This is a genomic window from Tessaracoccus antarcticus, from assembly GCF_003688855.1.
In the GTDB taxonomy this organism is placed as follows: Bacteria; Actinomycetota; Actinomycetes; order Propionibacteriales; family Propionibacteriaceae; genus Arachnia; species Arachnia antarctica.
Genome location: NZ_REFW01000001.1, coordinates 230,977 through 251,061, shown reverse-complemented (window position 1 = coordinate 251,061; position 20,085 = coordinate 230,977). Strand labels below are relative to the sequence as shown.

Below are 20,085 nucleotides of genomic sequence, written 5' to 3'. Positions count from 1 at the left end.
CTGCGTAACAGCAAGCTCACGAGGGTTGAGTCATGAATGCATCACCACACAGCGAAACCACCATCGGCGCGACGGTGCTCGGCTATCCGCGCATCGGCCGCACGCGAGAATTGAAGAAGGCGCTCGAGAAGTACTGGGCCGGGAACATCGACGTGGCGGCGCTGAACGAGGCCGCCAGGGCCGTGCGCCTCGACGCTCTGGACACCATGGCCGGTGCGGGCCTCGACACGGTTCCGGTCAACACCTTCAGCTGGTACGACCACATGCTCGACACTGCCGTGCTGGTGGACGCGATCCCCGCGCGGTTCCGGGATGTCTCCGGAACCGACGTGCTCGCCGGCTTCGACGCGGCTCGCTACTTCGCCATGGCCCGCGGGACCGGGACGGTCCCGCCACTGGAGATGACCAAGTGGTTCGACACCAACTACCACTACCTGGTGCCCGAGATCGGTCCCGACACCAGGTTCACCTTGAGGGCCACCAAGCCGGTCGCCGAGTACGCGGAGGCAGTGGCACGAGGGGTCTCGCCCCGCCCCGTCGTGGTGGGTCCCTTCACCTTCCTGAGCCTGGCCAAGGCTGAAGCAGGGGCACCTGATGACTTCTCCCCCCTGTCCCGACTCAACGATCTCGTGGAGGTCTACGCCGAGCTTCTGGCCGTGCTGGCAGACCCCGGGGTTGCCTGGGTCCAGATCGACGAGCCAGCGCTCGTGCGCGATCTGAACGACGCCCAGGTGGGGGCGGTCGCACGGGCCTACGAACGACTGGCAGCGGTGAAGCACCGTCCGAAAATTCTGGTGGCCACCTACTTCGGCTCGCCGGTGGAGACGCTCCCGGTACTGGCCGGCACTGCCATCGAGGGGCTGGCCCTCGACCTTCTCCGCGGTCCGGATTTCGACGAGGTGGCCGGCACACCCGGCCTGGCCGAGAAGTCCCTGGTGCTGGGGGCGGTCGACGGGCGCAACGTCTGGCGAAACGATCTCACCGCATCCAGGCTCGAGCTCGACCGGTGGCGTGGGGCCGTCCGCGACGTCTCCGTCTCGACGTCCTGCTCATTGCTCCACGTCCCCTACGACGTCGAGATCGAGACCGACCTTGACCCGGCGCTGAAGGAGGTACTCGCCTTCGCCGACCAGAAACTCGCTGAAGTCGTGGCGCTCCACGGCGCCCTGCACGGACGCTTCCCCGACGCTTTCTCGGCATCCGACGATGTCGTGTCCCGGCGCGACCTGGTGCCGGGGCTGCTCCGTCCCGACGTCACCGCCCGTGCCGCGGCCATGACCGCTGACGACCGCCAGCGTGAACCCCGCCATGTCCGCCAAACCGCCCAGCGCGAGCGGCTGACCCTCCCGCTCCTGCCGACCACGACGATCGGGTCCTTCCCGCAGACCCGTGCGGTGAGGGTGGCACGCGCCGATTTTGCTGCGGGACGCTCAGATCTCACGGCCTACACGGAGCGGATGCAGGCCGAAATTCGTGACGTCGTCGCCCTCCAGGAGCGGATTGGGCTCGACGTACTCGTCCATGGCGAGCCCGAGCGCAACGACATGGTCCAGTACTTCGCCGAACAACTGGACGGCTACGCAAGTACCCGCGCAGGCTGGGTCCAGTCCTACGGGTCCCGCTGCGTCCGGCCGCCGATCCTGTACGGCGACGTGCACCGACCCGAGCCCATGACCGTGGAGTGGGCGACCTACGCGCAGGGGCTCACCGCCAAGCCCGTCAAGGGAATGCTCACAGGGCCGGTCACGATGCTGGCCTGGGCGTTCGTCCGGGACGACCAGCCGCGCGCCGTCACCGCGGATCAGGTGGCGCTTGCCCTGCGCGACGAGGTCATCGACCTCGAGGCAGCAGGGATCTCGATGATTCAGGTGGACGAACCGGCCCTGCGTGAGCTGTTGCCGCTGCGTGCTGTTGATCACCAGGCATACCTGGACTGGTCGGTGGGGGCATTCAGGCTTGCCACCAGCAGCGTTGCCGCCCACACGCAGGTGCACACCCATCTCTGTTACTCGGAGTTCGGTGAGATCATCGAAGCCATCGACGGACTCAACGCTGATGTGACCAGCGTCGAGGCCGCCCGCTCCGACATGGAGCTGCTCGCATCAATCTCGGAGCGTGGGTTCGACGGTGACATCGGTCCCGGCGTCTACGACATCCACTCGCCGCGAGTTCCTGACCAGGCCGAGATCGAGGTGCTGATCGGCCTTGCCCTCACATCGGTTCCTGCCGAACGGCTCTGGATCAACCCCGACTGCGGCCTGAAAACGCGTGGCTATGCCGAGGTTGAGCCCGCGCTGATCCACATGGTGGAGGCAACGCGCGCCGTGAGGGCCAGGATCGCCGGGGCCTGACCGCCCCGGCCCGCTCCGGGCGCCGGTGACGGGGCGATCCAGTTACGGGGCGGACCCCATGGGATGCCACGTGGCCGGGGGATCCTCCCCGACACGGCCGTCGACGGCCTCCCGGAGCAGGTCCGCATGGCCGGTGTGCCGGCCGTACTCCTCCACCAGGTCGAAGACCAGCCGGCGCATGCTCACGTGCTCTCCGTCGTCGAAGGTCAGGTGGGCGAGTTGGTCGAGCCCGCCATCCCTCAGCGCTTGTGTGAAGCGTGCCCGCGAACGCTCCACGGCGTCGTCCCACATGGCGTAGAGACTTGCGGGGGTGTCGTCGTCGGTGACGCTGAACTGCCACTCCTCGTCGGAACCCTCGGGGGCGGCGAGCCACGCCACCGGCGGCTCACCCGCCAGCTTCCAGGAGAAGATGACGTCCTCGCAGACCGCCAAGTGCTTCAGTAGACCGCCCAGCGTGAGGGTGGAGGGTCCGACGCTCGCAGTGAGCCCGTCCCTGTCCAGGCCATCGCACTTCCAACGAAACGTCCAGCGGAGCCGGTCCAGGGCGCCCACCAGGTGGTCAGCCTCTGAGCCGGCGGCCGGTGGCTCCCACGGGGGCTCTGTTTTTTGCATACTCAACCCTAGGCTTCGACAAGTTGACGAGTGCGAAAAAGGCTCATTGTGTGGGGCAGGAAGTCCACCGCGCGGTGGCGTGGACCCAGAGGAGGACAGGGGAGCGAACGACGTCCACCGGCACGTGCACGTCCATGACCAGCGGGCGGGTGCAACGCGCGAATGTCCTCGCGCTCAGCTCATGATGTTGGGCTTGGTCCCGATGTATGCGGTGTCGTCGAGGGTGTCGAGAACGAAGGACGCGACGGAGGCGCGGCTGACACCGGTCGATGACGAGGTGGCACTGACGTCCTCTCCGCTCCTGAAGCTGGCGATGGGTCCGTCAGTGAGCTGCGCAGGCCGCACGACGGTCCAGTGGAGGCCGGTGCCGGTGATGATGTCCTCCTTCTCGCCATGGTCCGCGACGGCGTTGCGCAGGAACAGGGGCACGGCGATGACGCGACCAAGCCAGCCCAGTTGGCGCGCCGAGTCGCCGACACCCATGGTGGAGACGTAGACGAGGCGTTGGACGTCCTTGTCCTGCATGGCAGCCACGATGGTGCGGATGCCCTCGACCAATGCGGGATCACGCTTGAGCGGGGACCTCGGACCCAGCGCGCTGACCACGGCGTCCTGCCCCACCATCGCGCCGCGCACGGCGTCGGGGTCGGTGATCTCGCCCACCACCTGCTGGATGTCCTTCTGCGTCAGTTTCGAGGAGTCGCGCACGAACGCCGTCACCTCGTGGCCCCGCTCCATCGCTTGTGTGACGAGTAACTGCCCGGTTGCGCCCGTGGCGCCGAAAATCAGGATCTTCATGAGTCCGTCCTCCGTTGTCTGGTCTCCCTGACGTTGCCCGACCGCCGTGGTGGGGACCGCCGACAGCACCGACGTCCAAGGGTGTTGTCATGGTCGCCGGGGGCACGACGTCAAGACTACGTCTGGCTTCGGACCATCGAGGGGTGGGCCACCACCTCCCGCACGCGCCAGCCGTGGCACAGGGACGGTACGTCCCAGTCAGCGGGTGCCAGGTTGGTGAGCAGCCCGACGAGGCGGCGCCGAGTGGCCACCCGGTGAGATCCCCGGCCGCAGCAGCCAGCGCCAGGCTGTCGATGCGTGCGCCTGCCGCGACGAGCAGGTCGAGCACGTCGGTCATGCCGAAGACGGCAGCATGCGTGACGGCTGACGCCGACGGCACACCACCGGCGGTCGGAGCCGAAAGCACATCGAGTGATGCGCCCGCGTCGATGAGAACCTGGGTCACCTCGGCGTCGCCGTAGCTGGCAGCGGTGATCAGCGGCGTCTCCCTGTCCTCGGGACGCCCGTCGACCGCTGCGCCGCCGGCGATGAGTTGTCGGGCAAGTTCGCCACTGCCGGGCATGTCCCGCCACACGCCCTCGTCGAGGGTTGCGGTGCCCGCCCTGGCGGCGCGCAGCAGATCCTTTGCCTGGTGGCGCAGGTTCCCGCACGTACCGCCCCCTCCCAGGGGAGGGCGGGGAGAGCCTCGCCGTGGAGCGCCCCCTACTCGCAGTCCAAGGACACCGTGCAGGCTTCTTCCTCATCGACGTCGAGAACGAGGAACGACCACGCGAGGTCCCTTCAGTTTCGCCGGGCCGGCGAACCGTGGATACTCACGATCAACGATCCGTGACCGTTTTCGTAGATCTTGCCCGGTTTGGGGTGGGTGAACTTGAGTCCAGACCAGGTGTCGTCCACGCTCAGGCAGGTACTTTCCACCAGGCCGTGTGAGTAGCCGATCCGGATCACCGCAGGCAGTGTCAGGTCGGTGCCGAGCCTCCTGCCCTTGGGCCAGGAGACCCACAGCATCCCCGACGTTGCGAGGTGCTCCTTGAGGGTGGGGAAGGCTTCGTCCATCTCCGCCTGCGATGTCGTGAACAGGTGGAGGTAGCCGAACTCTCCCTCAAGGGTGGGGGGCAGCTCGAGCGCTGGTAGCGCCATGGCTGTCACGGCCGACGGGGGCGCCGACACCATGTGTGTACGGCTCCCCGGCTTGATGCCCATCTTCTGGGAGACGGATCGTTGCGACTGCCCGGTGGGCCTACGCGGTGGGCTCGTCATCGGTTCGTCCAGTCGGTGGCCCTGGGTGAGGAGAGTGCGACGGTGAGCAGGATGGCTGCCCTGGCGTCGAGGGTGTGCACCGCACGGGTCGGATCATGGGAGGAGTCTGTCCCATCGTGCGTCGTCGCGCGGTGGTTGAAGAAATCTCTGGCGATAGAGCCGCGGGGCAATGCTCACTGGGGGGGTCCACCCACCCCCTGCCACTGGAGGCCTACTCATGGCCATGTCCGCTCAGGACGCAATGCGCTGTGCCCGTGCACGCCGGATGAGTTGGACGGCAGAGAAGAGGAGGAAGATGGCAAAAATGCGTGAGAGCCACTCTGCCGGCAGCAGGAGTGCCAACCACGCCCCGAGCGGGGCCCCTGCCACGCCGCCGACCCCGAGCCAGGCGCCACCTCGCCAATCCGTGTAGCCATGGCGTGCATTGCGCCAGGCCCCCATGAGGGACACCGGGACCATGACGGCCAAGGACGTTCCTTGGGCCTCATGCGGGGACATGCCGAAGCCAAGGATGAAGGCAGGCACCAGGATGGCGCCCCCTCCCACGCCCAGCAGTGCGGAGAGCACGCCCATGCTGAGGCCCGCCAGCAGGTACCCACCCATCACGAGCGGTGTCAGGGCGGCGACCTCGGCGGTGTCGCCGACCCCCGTCGTCGGCCACAGCAGACGAACGGCAACGGCAACCATGAGGAGTGCGAACACGAACCGCACCTGGTTCTCGGAGAGCCGACGCACCAGCCCGACGCCGATGACTGCCCCCGCCAGTCCACCCACCGCAACGACCGCGGCTGGAAGCAGCCGCACGTCACCGGCAGTGCCATAGGAAACAGCGCCGGAGAGTGCCGTGAGCGTGATGGCTGCCAGAGATGTGGCTTGGCCGTTCTTCTGCGTGTAGTGGAGTAGCAGGACGAGGATGGGCACCAGCACAATGCCCCCGCCGACGCCCAGCAGGCCCGAGAGGATCCCGCCCACCAGGCCCGTCGTGAGGAGGATGAACGCAGACGCCTCACCGGTACTTCCAGCTCTCACAGACCCACCTCCTCGCCCACCTTCGCACGCCGGGCGCCCACGAGCACACCGGGTCCGACGCGGGATGGAATCGGGTACGGCCGGATCCGTGGCAGGTTCACCCGGACAGGGCCCGCATGAGGCGAAATGGTGTGGAACAACCCGTTGGACGGCAGTGCCCGCGAGTACGCTTTCACGCGTCAGCCTCGCCTGCGACGACGTGGGTCCCGGGCTCACGCAAGGAGGCGCAATCACCATGTCAGAACACCCGCCCGCCACCAGCGACACCGTCACATCCGCAGACGGCACGAGCATCAGCTGGAATCGACAGGGCGCCGGACCGGCGCTCGTGATGGTTCACTGCGTTGCCACGTCCCGCGCCGGCACACCGCAGCAGACACTCGCCTCCGCGCTCGCAGAGCACTTCACCGTGTACACCTACGACCGTCGTGGAACAGGCCTGAGCAGCACCACAGGCCCGTACGCGGTGGAGCGCGAATTCGAGGACCTGGCGGCCATCGCCTCCCTGGCGGACGGCCCCGTCGATGTGTACGGGTTCTCCTCGGGCGCGACACTCGCCCTGCTGGCGGCGGAGTCGGGCGCCGACATTCGACGGCTGGCACTCCTGGAGCCGCCGCTCAACCCTGAGCCCGATCCCGGCCTCGCCGTGCGGGACGAGGCGCAGCGCCGCATCGACGCGGATCTCGCGGACGCCCGCCACTGGTTCGACACCCAGGTGGTGGGGGTGCCCGAGGAGGTGCTCGCGGGGTTCCACCCGAGCGCGGAGGACCTGGAGAACACGCGCACCATCGTCCACGAACTCATGTTCCTGCCGGGCACGCCGCCGCAGCGCTTCGCGGGGGTGCAGACACCGACGCTGATCATGGCGAGCGATCACACCGCGCCGAGTTTGCTGGAATGGTCGGCCCAGCTCGGGGAGGCAATGCCCCGTGCAACCTACAGGGTGCTCGCCGGCGGGTGGCACGGCGTGGACGACAACACCCTCACGAGAACCATCGTGGAGTACCTGTCGGCGGAGTAATCCCACCCGTGCACTCCACGCAAACGAGATCCGGTGGGTCAGCGGGCGCGGGCCTCTTCCTTCTGTCCGCGACTCCAGCGTCGGTACCGTACGAAGCCCAGGGAGATGATCACGACGCCGACGGCGCCCACAAACAGGCCGATGACGAAGTACTGGAACAGTTGGCCTGTGGAATTGGGGTCCGGGGAACCCGCCATGGACCCGGCGAGCAGACCGAACAATGGCCCCAATACCGTTGTTGCCGCGCCCAGAATCATGATCATGATCCCGGGCGTCCCCCCGGGCCGGGCGGGATCCGTCGGCTCGAGTGCGCTCATGGCTGGCTCCCGTCAATGAGGTGGCTGTACCCGGCGGTGACCCCGTCGGCATGATTCGTCTCCGTGGAGATGGACGTCGTGGTGGTTCGCGGCGGGGATGCGTTCGGTGTGGGTTGCGGGGCGGGGGTGAGCCGTGAGAGGAGCTCCGGGGCCTTTGCCAGGAATGGGCCGATGATGTCCATCGGCAGCGGAAACACCACCGTGGAGTTCTGGTCGGCGCCCAGCTCAAGGAGCGTCTGCAGGTAGCGCAGCTGCAACGACGCCGGTGCGCGACCCAGGATTTCGGCAGCCTGCGCCAGTTCCTCCGCCGCCTGCAGTTCACCATGGGCGTTGATGACCTTCGCCCGTCGCTCACGCTCCGCCTCCGCCTCTCTGGCCATGGCGCGTTGCATGGCCTGGGGGATCTCGACGTCCTTGATCTCCACAACGTTCACCTGCACACCCCACGGCTGGGTCTGCGCGTCGATGCTGCGGGCGAGGTCCTCGTTCAGGTCGGCGCGGTGCGCCAGCAGGGTATCGAGGTCGGCCCGCCCCACCACGGAACGCAGTGTGGTCTGCGCCATCTGTGACGTCGCCATGGCGTGGTTCTCCACCGCCATCACGGACTGGACCGGGTCCGTGACCTGGAACAGGACCACCGCGTTCACCCGTGCGGGAACGTTGTCCTTGGTGATCACCTCCTGCGGGGGGATCGTCAGCGTCACGACCCGCAGGTCCACCCTCACGAGGGAGTCGATCATCGGCATCAGCAGCCGCACCCCGGGCTGCAGCGGCTCCCGTAGGCGCCCCAGACGAAAAGCAACGCCCCGCTCGTACTCCTTCAGCACCTTCACGGATGAGACCAGCAGCAGGAGGGCGACTCCCACAACGACACCCAGTGCGACGCTCCACGGGTTCATGGGTGACCTCTGCTCTCAGGGGCGTGACGGACGGGGAACCCTGGCTGGTACCGCTGCGCCGGCGTCAGTGCGGTGTCGCTGGTGTAGCGCACCGTGGGTGTGGGGAGCGACACGGCCGCGCGGGTGTGGGGGGTGTCCGCCGAGCGGTTGCTGGTGTCGCTGCGATACATCGCCCGACGCTGGTGGAGGCTGCGAGCGAGTTGCTCCTGCTGCGCCACGTTCTCGTCGAGGTCCCTGAGTGGCACGTGAATCGGAAAGTTGGCGGGGGTCCGGCGCAGGTGCGACCACAGCGGGAGGCTGGTGACCACCACGATGGCGAGCACCGTTGCGAGCATGATGCGCTCCAGCGCGCTGGAGGCGGTGAGCAGCGTGATGGCGGGCCACAGCATGGCCAGCACGACGATGCAGCAGGCGATTCCTCGGTGGAACCGTTCAGCCTCGGAACTGGGCCACGGATCAACGTTGCGGCTGATCTCCCTGCCCGTGTTCGACGTGGTGCACGTGTCCTTGACGGGGCACGAGTTGCAGACCACCGGATTCGCCCGGTACCGCATGACACGGTTGCCGGGGTCGAAGGATTGTGGCCACAGCCACTGGTCCTCCGGGCAGATCCAGGCGTCGTGGTCCTTGTGGTAGGTGAAGGCGCCCGAGCGCCACGCCGTGGTGCGCTGCGCGGTGCGGCGGGCCGCGAGGTCTATGCCCCACGCGACGACCAACAGCAGGAGCCCGTAACCGGCCGCCAGCCACACCATGATGTCCACGCCGGCCATCAGTCGGCCTCGCTGCGGCGATGGTCGGAGGCGTAGGGCGAGCCCTCGACGTCGCCCGCCGCGGCGCCCGGGTCTGCGCCAGCCCCCAGGGGCCCGCCCACCGTTGCCGGTTGCTGCAGCACGAACAATTGCTCCATGGGCACCTCGTGGGTGGTGGCGGCGATGCCGTGGCGAATGCCCAGCCACGCGATCCACAGGAACGCCACGGCACCGCTGATGAGCGCCACGTCGCCCGGGAGACGCAACCACTCCAGGACTGCATTGCCCGGCGCTGCGATGTAGCCCAGCGTCCGGGACTCGTAGTAGCCACTGTTGACGGAGTGCCACAGCTGCAACACCCCAAGCGGCAGCAGTGTGGCGAAGCTCATCCAGGCCAGGCCCAGGTTCGTCGCCCAGAAGCAGAACCGTGCAGTTCGTTCCGGCCAGCGCTCCGCCGGGATGATGTAGCGCAGCGCGAACAGCGCGAGCCCGATGGCGAGCATGCCGTAGACGCCCATCATGGAGGCGTGGGCATGGTTGGCCGTCAGCGCCGTGCCTATTTGGTAATAGGAGACAATCGGCAGGTTGATGAGGAAACCGAACACCCCTGCCCCCAGGAAGTTCCAGAACCCCACGGCGACGAGGAACATCACGGCCCACCGGTGGGGGAAGGGTGCCGAGGAGCGTGACTCCTGGCGGGACCCGAGCTGGAGGAACGTCCACGCCTCGATGGTCAGGAAGGTGAGGGGGATGATCTCCAACGCGGAGAAGAATGCGCCGAGGGCCATGTGCTCCACGGGGGTGCCGGAGAAGTACAGGTGGTGCATGGTGCCGATGACGCCACCGACGGAGTACAAGATGATGTCGAGGAAGATGATCGCCATGGCGATCTGGCGACGAACGACGCCCAGAATCACGAAGATGTAGGCCACCATGACGGTGGTGAACAACTCCAGGAAGTCCTCCACCCACAGGTGGACCACCCAGAACCGCCAGAACTCCGCGACGGTGAGCTGGGTGTCCGGCCTGGCCAGCATCCCGACGGCGTAGAAACCGGGAATGGCGAGGGCCGCATACAGGAAGAGCCAGGGGAGGTTTCCACGGCTCTCCGTCTTCAGTCGTGTGCGCATGCCGCGATACAGGATCGCCACCCAGATGAAGAGGCCAAGGACCAGCAGCGCCTGCCAGAACCGGGGCAGGTCAAGGTACTCCCATTGCTGGTCGAAGAAAATTGATCCCTTGGCCCATTCGACACCAAAAATACTGAGGGCCTCGCCGGTCATGGAACCCACGACCACGATCACCAGAGCACCCAGTAGGCCGTAGGCCAGCCAGTTCTGGCGGCGCGGTTCACGTCCCGAGACGAAGGGCACGATGAAGATGGCTGCGGCGAGGAACGAGGCGGCGGTCCACAGGAGTGCGAGTTGGACATGCCATGTGCGGGCCAGGTTGAAGGGCAGGATCCGGGCGAGGTCGAGCCCGAAGAAGCTGGTGAGTTCCGCGCGGTAGTGCTCTATGGCGGCGCCGAGCAGGGCCTGGGCGACGAACATTCCGGCGACGACGAAGAAGAACCACGTGGTGGCGCGCTGCGCCGGGGTGATCTTCACCTCTCCGGGCTGGGAGAACGCGAGGGCGGGCGTCTCGCTGCTGTGCCAACCGATTCTGGTGCTCCACCGGCCGTAGGCGGCGAACAGCACCCCGATGCCGACGAGCAGCGCACACAGGGAGAGCCCGCTCCACACCAGGATGTCCGCCGTCGGCTTGTTGTCGACGAGGGGCTCCGACGGCCAGTTGTTGGTGTAGGAATAGCTGTGCCCCGGCCGTTCCGCCGCCGCGGCCCATGCCGTCCAGGCGATGAACGCTGTAATTTCGTGGATGTCCCGCGGATCGGTGATGGCGTTGGGAATGAGCCCGTACTGCGTGGTGGGGGAGCCGAAGTAGTCGGCGTAGTGCTGCTTCACCTCGGTGAAGGCTTCGGCCTGCAGGTCCGTGTACACCAAGGTGCCGGTCTGCTCGTCGTACCTGTTGGTGCGCATCTCCTCGACGAGTTTGCCGCGGGGGTCCTGCACGCCGGAGTCGGTCAGCGACTGGAGCGCAAACGTGGAGGCACGGCGCAGGTAGTCGGCGGTGTAGTCGGGCCCGAGGTACCCACCATGCCCCATGACCGAGCCGTACTCGTGCAGTCCACGGCGCAGGAAAGTCTGTTGCCCGGCTGTGATCTCCGCGCCGTTGAAGACCTCCGTCCCGTCCTGCGTGACGACGGTTGTGGGTTGTGGCATTCCGTCGGTATAGGTGCGGACTGCGAGAAATCCCATGACGAAGAAGCCGAAGATCATGACCATGGCAACGCCCTGGACCCAGCCTTTCGACACCAGGAACTCAGTCCGTTGCGGGTTGTTGACAGGCGCTGTTCTGGCCACGACTCGTCCCTCCAGGAAGATTCCCGACTTCCCGGCGCCAACCGTTGTTCCAGCGGGTCCGGGTCAAAGTGTCTAACCGCACAAGCAGTGTGCGATTGACGTGCTGTTGAGGTGCCGATGCGTTGTACGAGGCTAATGGTGAATAGTTGTTTAAGATAGCAGACGGATGATGTGGGAATCCGGCAATGGGAAAACGACTTCGAACACCAGAAACGAAATGTCGGCCACATCGGCCGCATTGGCAACGGTCAGATTCATCACGTGTGCCTTTCCACGTCGGTCACCCGCGTGATGGTCGACCGGGGTGGGCCACATTGCCAACCGGGCATGAGAATGACAGGAGCCCAGCACGAGAGATCTCTCATGCTGGGCTCGCCTGTGGTGCTCTACCTTCGTGTCTCGACGAAGCCGCTGGCGGTGAAGGCCTTCGTGCGTTTCTCCCCGTTGAAGAGGACCGTATCTCCCACCGTGACGCGCACGTCGTCGACGAGGACACCGCGCCCGCGCGTGTTCGTGTCGGTGGTGTAGCGCCAGCGGACCAGCTGCGCGGCGGCAGGAAGGGTGGCCACGGCGGAACCCCATGTGCGGAGACCCTGGTTGTTCCAGGTGCCGTCGGTGGGCACGCTCCGCGGTCCGTCGGCGGATTCGGTGGTGATGGTGGTCGGCAGCAGAGTCCAGGTCGCGCCTGCATCGTCGGAGGTCTCCACGGCAAAGATGTCGGTGGCCTCGTTGTCCGCGAAGGCATCGAAGTGCAGGACGGCATTGGAACTCCGGTCGGGCAGTGCCAGCTGCAGCGTGTGCTCCGCCGCGTCGGATGCCCCTCCGAACCATGCCGTGGAACCCTTGCGGGGCTGGACGGCCAGAGCCGCTGCCAACCCGTCGGTGACGGCCCGGCGTGCCGGATTGTTGGATCCCCAGGCGCGGCTGGGATGCACGCGGTTGGTCAGCAGCACCACGAAGGAGCGGGACTGGAAGTCGATCACCAGCGAGGTTCCCGTGTAGCCGGTGTGCCCCGCGGTGCGCGGGCCTGAGACACCTGACATGTACCAGAGCTGGTTGAGCTCGAACCCCAGACCGTGGGCGTCGCCGGGGAACGCTGCATTTTCGTCGGTCACCATGGCCTGCACCGACTCGGGCTCCAGGATGCGGGCACCGTCATAGGTGCCGCCATTGAGCATAGTCTGGGCGAGGACGGCCATGTCGGCGGTGGTGGAAAAGACACCGGCATGACCGGCGACACCCCCAAGACTCCAGGCGTTCTCGTCGTGCACTTCACCCCAGACCATGCCCCGGGCGGGACTCGTCTGGAACTCGGTGGCGGCAATCCGCTGCCGGAGGCTGGGATCGGGAGTGTAGGAGGTGTCGACCATGCCCAGGGGCTCCGTGATCCGCTCCTGCAGCAGGACGTCCAGCGGGGTGCCCGTCATCTGCTCCGCAAGGACACCCAACGAGATGAGGTTGAGGTCGGAGTAGGTGTAGCTCGTGCCCGGGGCCGAGATGGGTGTGGTGTCCATCACCGCCTCGATGCGGGAGTCCTTGTCCGGGTACTGGCTCCACAGTGGGAGCCATGCCACCAGGCCTGAGGTGTGCGTCAGCATCTGTCGGACCGTGATGGCCTCCTTGCCGTGGGTGGCGAACTCCGGCACGTACTGCGCATACGCCGCATCCAGGTCCACCTCGCCCTGTTCCACGAGCTGCATCACCAGGATGGAGGTGAACAGCTTCGTGACGGAGGCCATGTCGTAGATGGTGTCGTGACGGGCCTCGATCCTCTCGCTCTCGGGCAGCAGGGTTCCCTGGCCGTCGGCGTACTTCAACGAGTCGCCGACGACGTGCTGCCCCACGATCCGTCCCTGGTGCCCTATCACCGCAGCCGCCGAGGCGTACATCGGCAGGGCTGCGGGATCTTCCGGGTACGCGAAGGCATCGACACGGTCCCAGGCATCCTGAATGGGTGCCGGGTCGAGACGGAGCCGGGCGGGGCGCTCCTCCTGCAACACCGTGTCCGCGGGGGCAAAACCCGTGAAGACGACGTCGAACCTACCCGTGACCGGGTGCCTGCCGTCCGTTGGGTCGGCTGCGGAGAGCGAGGGGGTGGCGAGCATCAACATCCCTGCCACGGCCACCCCCGCCACGAGCCCCCGTGCCCTCACCGGGGGCCCCGGTAGAGGAGAAAACGGTTCGTGTCGACCACGAAGCGCCGCAGGTCGCGCTGCCATGCAGCGATGATCTGCGTGGCACTCTCGCCTGCCTCGAACTGGGTCCGGAACCGGTCCGAGCCTGTCAGGAGGTCGATCCAGCGTCCGCCGTCGCCGCGCCAGTCGAAGTCGGCGTAGAGGTCGCGGGCGGTCACGAGCATGTGCGTCCCCACGGCGACGGCGTCCACCCCCGACGGGTCGATGAGGTGAACCTGGACACCACCACACACCTTGCCCTCGTTCTTCGAGAAGGTGGGCACGAAGTAGGCCTCACGGAAATCCACCCCCGCCAGGCCCTGCTCGTTGAGTGCCGCCGCCCACCGGTAGTCGCCGTAGGGGGCGCCGATCAGCTCGAAGGGGCGCGTGGTGCCGCGACCCTCGGACATGTTGGTTGCCTCGAACATCCCCGTGCCCGGGTAGATCGTGGCAGTCCACGGCGTCGGCATGTTGGGCGATGGCATCACCCAACGGTCAGCGAGGTCCTCGACGTGCATTCCCCGCTTCCATCCCTGGACCTGCACCACCTCAATGGCGGGCAGCGGCTGCACACCTGCCCGCGTCATGAACGTGGCGTTGAAGTACCGCGCCAGTTCTCCGACGGTCATGCCGTGCTGCTGGGCGATCTCCAACTGCCCCACCCCGGAGGCAAACTCCGGCTTCAGCACGGGACCCCGGGCCTTGCCGCCGAGCGGGTTGGGGCGGTCCAGGACCACGAAGTCCACACCCGCGGAGGACGCGGCCTGCATGGCTGAGAACATCGTCCAGATGTAGGTGTAGAAGCGGGCGCCGACGTCCTGGATGTCGAACACCACCACGTCCACCTCGGCTTCGGTGAAGAAGCCCGCGAACTTGGCGGCGTTGGCGCCGTAGGCGTCGTAGACGGTCACCCCGGTGCGGGGGTCCACCGACTTCGGTTCGCTGGAGCCCGCCTGTGCGGTGCCTCGGAAGCCGTGCTCCGGTCCGAACACCGCCCCGACGGTGACGCCCTTGGCCACCATGTCGTCGACGATGCTGGTGAAGTCGCGGAGAACGCCCGTGGGGTTGGTGATGACGCCCACGCGGCGGCCTGCGAGGATCCCCCAGTTGTCCGCGGCGGCCACGTCGGCGCCCGCGAGGGCTCCCCCCGCGGTCCTGCGGGTGCCGTCGGTGGGGCCGTCAGCGAAGGCGGGGGCAACGATTCCGGACACTGCCCCGGCGGCGGTCGCGATCCCGGCTGCCCGGAACAGTCCTCGTCGGCTGGTGCTCATGGTGGTTCCTCTCATCGATGTGTCGGTCAGCGAATCCCCCCGGATACAACGTGGTGCCCTGGGTCCTACCAGGTCAGACCGAACCCGAACGGGTACAGGATCTGCTCGGGGTCATCGGAGGCCAGGACGTCGACGGGCAGCTTGCCCGTGGGTGCCACCTCGCCGGTGATCACGCGGGCCAGGGACCCGATCGCCACAGGGGAGTAGGAGTAGGACGCCAGCATGTTGGGTGCGTCGGGCAGTTTCGCGATGTCGTAGGGGTTGCGGACGGCGGCCGTCACCACGTGGGCCCCACTTCCGTAGAGCGCGTCGGCGAACTGCTGTTGGGCGCTGCCTGCTGCCACGTTGTTGGTGAGCAGCACCGTGACGTCGTGCGCCTGCGCCTGGGCCACCACAGCGGCCCGCTGGGTGGCCGAGGGTGCGGCACCCGTGGCCACGGTGGTCACCGTCGCGCCACGTTTCGTCAGTTCAGCGGCCAGGGTAACGGTGGTGCTGTCGCCCCACCCGGTCACCAGGACCCGCTTGCCCTGCACGCTGACCGGAAGGGAAGCATCCTCGTTGCGCAGGAGGGTCGTGGTCCTGTCGCTGATCTGCTCCGCGGTGCGCAGGTTGCGGCCGGTGCCCACCCACGTCCCGATGCGTGACACCTGCACGGTGGGTCGGGCAATGACGCCCTGGGCATGTTTCATGGCGAGGACGCGCTTGACGCTCTCGTCGATGCGTCGTTCCGTGAGCCGTCCACTGTCGAGGGCCTCGTCGATGGCCTCGTAGGCCTTCCTCGGGTCGGCGGGCAGCAGCAGCTGGTCCACGCCAGCCTCCAACGCACGGACGGCCACTTCACCGTCGCCGTACTTCTCACGCACGCCAGCCATCTCGAGACCGTCGGTGACGATGACGCCGTCGAAGCCCATGTTCTCGCGGAGCTGGCCGGTGACGATCTTCTTCGACAACGTGGCGGGGTCGCCGCTGTCGTCGAGGGATGGGACGACGATGTGTGCCGTCATGATCGAGTCCACACCCGCCGCGATGGCGGCCTCGAACGGGGGCTTGTCGATGGTCTCCCACTCCTGAAGGGTGTGGGTGATCACCGGGAGGCCGGTGTGGGAGTCGGTGGCCGTGTCGCCGTGCCCGGGGAAGTGCTTCGCCGTGGCGATCACCCGGGCATCGTCCTGATAGCCGCGGATGGTGGCCGCACCCATCGCTGACACCAGCTCAGGCTCGGAGGAGAACGAACGGACGCCGATCACCGGGTTGTCGGGGTTGATGTTGACGTCGACATCGGGCGCGTTGTTCTGGTGGATGCCCATGGCGGCCAGTTCACGGCCGGAGATCGCTGCCGCGGTGCGCGCGTCGGCAGCGCTGCGGCCGGCACCGAGTGCCATGTTGCCGGGGAACTGGGTAGCGGGCGGACCGATGCGGGTCACGATGCCGTGCTCCTGATCGGTGCTGACAAGCAGAGGGATCCCGGCTCCGGTGTCGAGGGCTGCATGCTGCAGCCCATTGGACAGCTGCGCCACCTGGGTGGGGTTGGTGATGTTGTCGCGCGCCGAAAAGAGAATGAACCCGCCGGGTTTGAATTGCTCGATGATCTGGCTGGCGTTGGGTACGCCGTAGAGGGCGGTGTTCTTGGCGTCATTGCTGTCGGCCGTCTGGCCGTAGGCGAAGAGGATGAAGAGCTGCCCCACTTTCTCCTCGATGGACATCTTCTTCACCGTCTTTTCGGCGTACTTCATCGCGGCCCGGTCCCGGGGCCCGTCGCCGGGTCCAGTGTCCGCCGAAGCGGGGGTGGCGATCGGGCTGAGTGCCATCGCCGTTGTCAGGGCGACGCCGGCCGCCCACAGTCGTGTCGTTCTCGTTCTTGTTTTCGTCATGTCTTCAGCCGCCTTTGCAGTTGGTCGGGGAGGGAATCAGAGCTGGGCGGGGCCGGCCTCGGTGGCTGCCGTGACGGCGGCCGTACGCCGCTGCTCCAGCTGGGTGCGGGCCTCAGTGCCGCGGTCGGGCTGGGCGGCCAGGACGCGAGCCCGGGCCTGGACCTGCGCCGTGGCAGCCATGTCGGCGAACTGGCCGCCGAGGGTACCCCGGACGCGGTTGCCTCCGCCGGTGGGGGCAGGGTCGTTGCCGGTGCCGGTGAGGTCGCCGCGGATGATGTTGCCACGCACGCTCACCCCAGCGGTGGTGTTCGAGATCTGGAGGCTGGAGCCGAAGTAGTTGGCGCCGTCGGTGCAGCTGCCCAGCAGGTCGCCGTCGCCCACCTGCACTCCCGTGTTGCCGGTGAGGCGGGTTTCGCCGTCCACCTCGCTGGCGCACACCGAGGTGCCTTCGGTGTTGTCCTTGACAGTCAGGGCCCCCGACAGCGTGCTGTTGATGACGTCGACAAAGGTGGTGCCGAGGCCACGGACCTGACCCGTCACCTGGCTGCTGTCGAGCAGCAGGTCACCTGCGCGGGCGTCGACCTGGCCGGCGACGGCGCTGTTGTACAGATAGGTGAAGGAGGAGGCATCGGTGCCGGCCCGCCCGCGGACATCCCCGCCCAGCTCGGACCGGTCCAGGGAGACGCCGAAGCCGCGGTTCGTCACGGTGCCGGCCACGGTGCTGGTGGTGGCATCGAAGTAGGCATCTGCGGCCACCGCCACGGTGTCGTTGAACGTGGCGTCCACCACCACGAGGTCAGCCCCCGCCATGACCCGCACTGCGCCCTCCACGGTGGTGCCCGTCAGCGTGCATGCCTGACCGGCAGGCACAACGAGGTCGCCGGGCACTGTGACGGCACCGGCGGTGCCGATGCATCGCGTCACCAGATCGGCGGAGGCGGGGGTGGTGGTGGCTGCCAGGACAAGGCCGGTTGCCAGAACGGTGCCGAAAATTGCTCGGTTCTTCATGTGATCTTCCTTCGGGATTGGCCACATCTGTGTGGTGCTCTCGGGCTGGTTGGATCTGTGGGGAGTGTCGCCCCCACATGTCACATTTTCATAACGGCAGGTCATGGGGAAGGATGCCGGGTGGGTGGATGCCTGAAGTTGATCGTGTCTCACCGACCGGCAACTCCGCGGATTCGGATGAGCCAGCCGTTTCGATGCCGGTGCTTGCCGCGCCAGAAACTGATCGCATTCCGGAGGCACTGACCCACCCGGACAATCACCGTGCATGATGCCGCCTACGAGGCCGGCTGCCCTATGGTTGCCTCCATGACAGCCGGCGATGCGACGGAGACCACCGAGACCCCAGAGCACTCAGGCAGGACTGCGCACCGCGCCTGGAGCGCGGGGGTCTCATCAACGATGTGGGTGTTCGCCTTCCTGATCCTGCGCATCTTCGCCGTCTCCGGCTACAGCTGGGACACGGCGTTCCTCGTCAGCACGACCATCAGCCTGAACGACGGACTCGCCATCCTGTTCGGATCCCTCATGGCGGGCCACCTGTTGGTCGCCCTACTGCTGGTGTTCGTGCTGCCGCTGCTCGTGGCCGCCCTGCTGTGGGGACCGCGGGATCGACGGCTCGTCATGGGCCTGGCCGCGACCGTCTCGCTGGTGATTCTCGTGACGATCACGGCGAGCTTTCACAGCTGGTGGCTGCCGGTGGCCGCATCGGCCGTCCTCGTCTCCTTCTCCCTGATCCGGCGCCTGCCCCCGGATCATCGTCTGCGTCGGGTCTGGTTCGCCGTGGTGGTGCGGGCCAGTGCGGTTGCCGGTGCGGCAGTGCTGGTGCTCGCCGCCTTCCTCCAGACGCCGTGGGTGCCACACGAGGTCATCGGAACCACCGACGGCACCATCACCGGATACGTGCTCAGCGTCGACTCCGGCTATCTGAATGTGCTCACCGACGACCACGTGTTCGTCATTCTCCTCAGCAGCGACGTCACGTCCCGCAAGTGAGTCCTTGGGCGACGGTGGCAGGATGACGGGCATGCCGCGTGTTGTCTTCCTCGCCATCGGATCCCGCGGCGACGTGTTGCCGATGGTGGCCCTCGCCCGGGAGTTGGCGGAGCGTGGCACGGAAACGCTGGTGCTCGCACACCCCGAGTACGTGGGCATTCCGCGCACCCAGGGCATCCCGTGCGTCAGCCTCGGTGCCGGCCTCGTGGAGCACGCGCAGGACCAGCGCAGGGCGCAGGGCCTCATCGGCAACCCGGTCCTGGCTGCCGTCGGACTGCAGGGGTGGCAGTGGAGGATCGCCGGCACGCTGGCACCCGTCCTGTTCACCCACATCCGTTCCGATGACGTGGTGGTCACGGGTGTGGTGGGCGTCGCAGCGGCGCTGGCGCTGGCCGAGGACCGGGGCTGCCACGTGGTGCACGTCACCTTCAGTGCGACGCTGCCGTCGTCCGGTCCGATGGCCATGATGTCGCCGTTGACGAAGCGACCGAACCGGTTGGTCGGATTGTGGACCCGGCACGGCGTCTGGACCGGGAGTCTCGCCCTCGGGCACCCCCTTGAGAGGGTGGTGCGCCGAGCGCTGCGACTTCCATGGCGCTCACCATGGGCGGTGGCCGGCCGTGCCCTGGCGATGCCGGTGCTGGTGGCCGCTTCGCGGGAACTGCTGCCGCCACAACCGGACTGGCCCGAGAACACCATGGTCACAGGGGCGTGGGAACTCCCCGGTGAGCCGAACCCACCTGATGACGAGCTCGTGGAGTGGCTGCAGAGGAATCCATCGCCCGTGTACGTCGGTTTCGGGAGCATGCTCAGCCGTGATCCGGCCGAGGATCTCCGACTCATCGACGCTGCCGCCGGAGCTGCTGGGGTCGTGGTCATCCACCGTGCTGATGACAGCGCTCCGCACCTCGACTCCACCCCACATGTCCACGTCGTGCGCACGGTGGACCACCGGTGGCTGTTTCCCCGGTGCGCAGCAGTGATCCACCACGGTGGGGCCGGGACCACGAACGCCGCCCTGGCCGCCGGGGTGCCTTCCGCCATCGTCGCCCACGGGTTCGACCAGCCGTTCCACGGACGCCGACTCCACGAGTTGGGGGTGGGCCCGCAACCGCTGCGCCGGGCCACGCTGACGAGCCGGAAGCTGGCGGCCCTCCTGGCGGATCTCGCGCACGGCCCACACCGCGAAGGCTACGTCCGGCGCGCCGCTGATGTCGGTGGCCTCGTCCGTATCGAGCACGGGGCAGCCTCGGCGGCGGACTGGCTGGAGCGCACCACACTGGTGCCGGGACGGCGCTGACCACGGTGCACA

General features: G+C 67.3%; 16 protein-coding genes and 2 pseudogenes. 4 read left to right on the top strand and 14 right to left on the bottom strand.

Annotation, left to right across the window (positions count from 1 at the left end):
* The first annotated feature begins 32 nt into the window (after positions 1–32).
* Positions 33–2,351: a 5-methyltetrahydropteroyltriglutamate--homocysteine S-methyltransferase gene (metE, locus tag EAX62_RS01125; RefSeq protein WP_121899848.1), complete on the top strand. Its 2,319-nt coding sequence runs from the start codon at positions 33–35 to the stop codon at positions 2,349–2,351.
* 42 nt (positions 2,352–2,393) lie between these two features.
* Here metE and EAX62_RS01120 read toward each other — a convergent pair whose 3' ends face one another.
* The 6 genes and pseudogenes from EAX62_RS01120 to EAX62_RS16610 form a co-directional block, all read right to left on the bottom strand.
* Complete coding sequence (locus EAX62_RS01120) at positions 2,394–2,963, bottom strand: DinB family protein (protein WP_121899847.1); 570 nt, start codon at positions 2,961–2,963, stop codon at positions 2,394–2,396.
* A 174-nt stretch (positions 2,964–3,137) separates the two neighbouring features.
* A complete protein-coding gene (locus EAX62_RS01115; RefSeq protein ID WP_147453962.1) occupies positions 3,138–3,761 on the bottom strand; it encodes an NAD(P)-dependent oxidoreductase in 624 nt (207 codons plus the stop codon).
* A gap of 116 nt (positions 3,762–3,877) precedes the next feature.
* Positions 3,878–4,012 carry a maleylpyruvate isomerase N-terminal domain-containing protein gene (locus EAX62_RS17420; RefSeq protein WP_121899845.1) on the bottom strand — a complete coding sequence of 45 codons (135 nt, stop codon included), beginning with the start codon at positions 4,010–4,012 and terminating at the stop codon, positions 3,878–3,880.
* Between the two features lie 50 nt (positions 4,013–4,062).
* Positions 4,063–4,323: pseudogene (locus tag EAX62_RS17415) on the bottom strand (ankyrin repeat domain-containing protein); the annotation flags it as partial.
* Between the two features lie 218 nt (positions 4,324–4,541).
* The gene (locus EAX62_RS01100) at positions 4,542–5,021 is read right to left on the bottom strand and encodes a hypothetical protein (RefSeq protein ID WP_199711052.1); all 480 of its coding nucleotides are present in this window, start codon (positions 5,019–5,021) and stop codon (positions 4,542–4,544) included.
* A 231-nt stretch (positions 5,022–5,252) separates the two neighbouring features.
* Complete coding sequence (locus tag EAX62_RS16610) at positions 5,253–6,050, bottom strand: sulfite exporter TauE/SafE family protein (RefSeq protein ID WP_158600441.1); 798 nt, start codon at positions 6,048–6,050, stop codon at positions 5,253–5,255.
* Positions 6,051–6,285: 235 nt separating this feature from the next.
* On the opposite strand from EAX62_RS16610, the gene EAX62_RS01090 reads away from it, so the two are divergent.
* Entirely contained in the window at positions 6,286–7,071 is a 786-nt protein-coding gene (locus EAX62_RS01090) for an alpha/beta fold hydrolase (RefSeq protein WP_158600439.1), read from the top strand.
* Positions 7,072–7,109: 38 nt separating this feature from the next.
* Here the strand turns inward: EAX62_RS01090 and EAX62_RS01085 are convergent, their stop codons facing one another.
* The 8 genes and pseudogenes from EAX62_RS01085 to EAX62_RS01050 form a co-directional block, all read right to left on the bottom strand.
* Complete coding sequence (locus EAX62_RS01085; protein ID WP_121899842.1) at positions 7,110–7,388, bottom strand: hypothetical protein; 279 nt, start codon at positions 7,386–7,388, stop codon at positions 7,110–7,112.
* A 152-nt stretch (positions 7,389–7,540) separates the two neighbouring features.
* A pseudogene (locus EAX62_RS01080) lies at positions 7,541–8,287 on the bottom strand (SPFH domain-containing protein); the annotation flags it as partial.
* A complete protein-coding gene (locus EAX62_RS01075; protein ID WP_199711051.1) occupies positions 8,284–9,057 on the bottom strand; it encodes a hypothetical protein in 774 nt (257 codons plus the stop codon). The pseudogene EAX62_RS01080 and the gene EAX62_RS01075, both read right to left, overlap by 4 nt.
* Positions 9,057–11,372 (bottom strand): nitric-oxide reductase large subunit, encoded by a 2,316-nt coding sequence (locus tag EAX62_RS01070; RefSeq protein WP_199711152.1) that lies wholly within the window; start codon positions 11,370–11,372, stop codon positions 9,057–9,059. The genes EAX62_RS01075 and EAX62_RS01070 overlap by 1 nt, the downstream gene beginning before the upstream one ends.
* A 470-nt stretch (positions 11,373–11,842) precedes the next feature.
* Positions 11,843–13,561 (bottom strand): serine hydrolase, encoded by a 1,719-nt coding sequence (locus EAX62_RS01065; protein ID WP_233557751.1) that lies wholly within the window; start codon positions 13,559–13,561, stop codon positions 11,843–11,845.
* A 44-nt stretch (positions 13,562–13,605) separates the two neighbouring features.
* Positions 13,606–14,901 (bottom strand): exo-beta-N-acetylmuramidase NamZ family protein, encoded by a 1,296-nt coding sequence (locus EAX62_RS01060; protein ID WP_121899839.1) that lies wholly within the window; start codon positions 14,899–14,901, stop codon positions 13,606–13,608.
* Between the two features lie 65 nt (positions 14,902–14,966).
* Positions 14,967–16,772 carry a glycoside hydrolase family 3 protein gene (locus EAX62_RS01055; protein ID WP_121899838.1) on the bottom strand — a complete coding sequence of 602 codons (1,806 nt, stop codon included), beginning with the start codon at positions 16,770–16,772 and terminating at the stop codon, positions 14,967–14,969.
* A gap of 36 nt (positions 16,773–16,808) precedes the next feature.
* The gene (locus tag EAX62_RS01050) at positions 16,809–17,780 is read right to left on the bottom strand and encodes a hypothetical protein (RefSeq protein WP_121899837.1); all 972 of its coding nucleotides are present in this window, start codon (positions 17,778–17,780) and stop codon (positions 16,809–16,811) included.
* Between the two features lie 306 nt (positions 17,781–18,086).
* Here EAX62_RS01050 and EAX62_RS01045 point away from each other — a divergent pair, with 306 nt between their 5' ends.
* Both EAX62_RS01045 and EAX62_RS01040 read left to right on the top strand, forming a co-directional pair.
* Complete coding sequence (locus EAX62_RS01045) at positions 18,087–18,773, top strand: hypothetical protein (protein WP_147453961.1); 687 nt, start codon at positions 18,087–18,089, stop codon at positions 18,771–18,773.
* Positions 18,774–18,804: 31 nt separating this feature from the next.
* Positions 18,805–20,073, top strand: coding sequence for a glycosyltransferase (locus EAX62_RS01040; protein WP_158600437.1), 1,269 nt, complete (start codon positions 18,805–18,807; stop codon positions 20,071–20,073).
* Positions 20,074–20,085 lie beyond the last annotated feature (12 nt).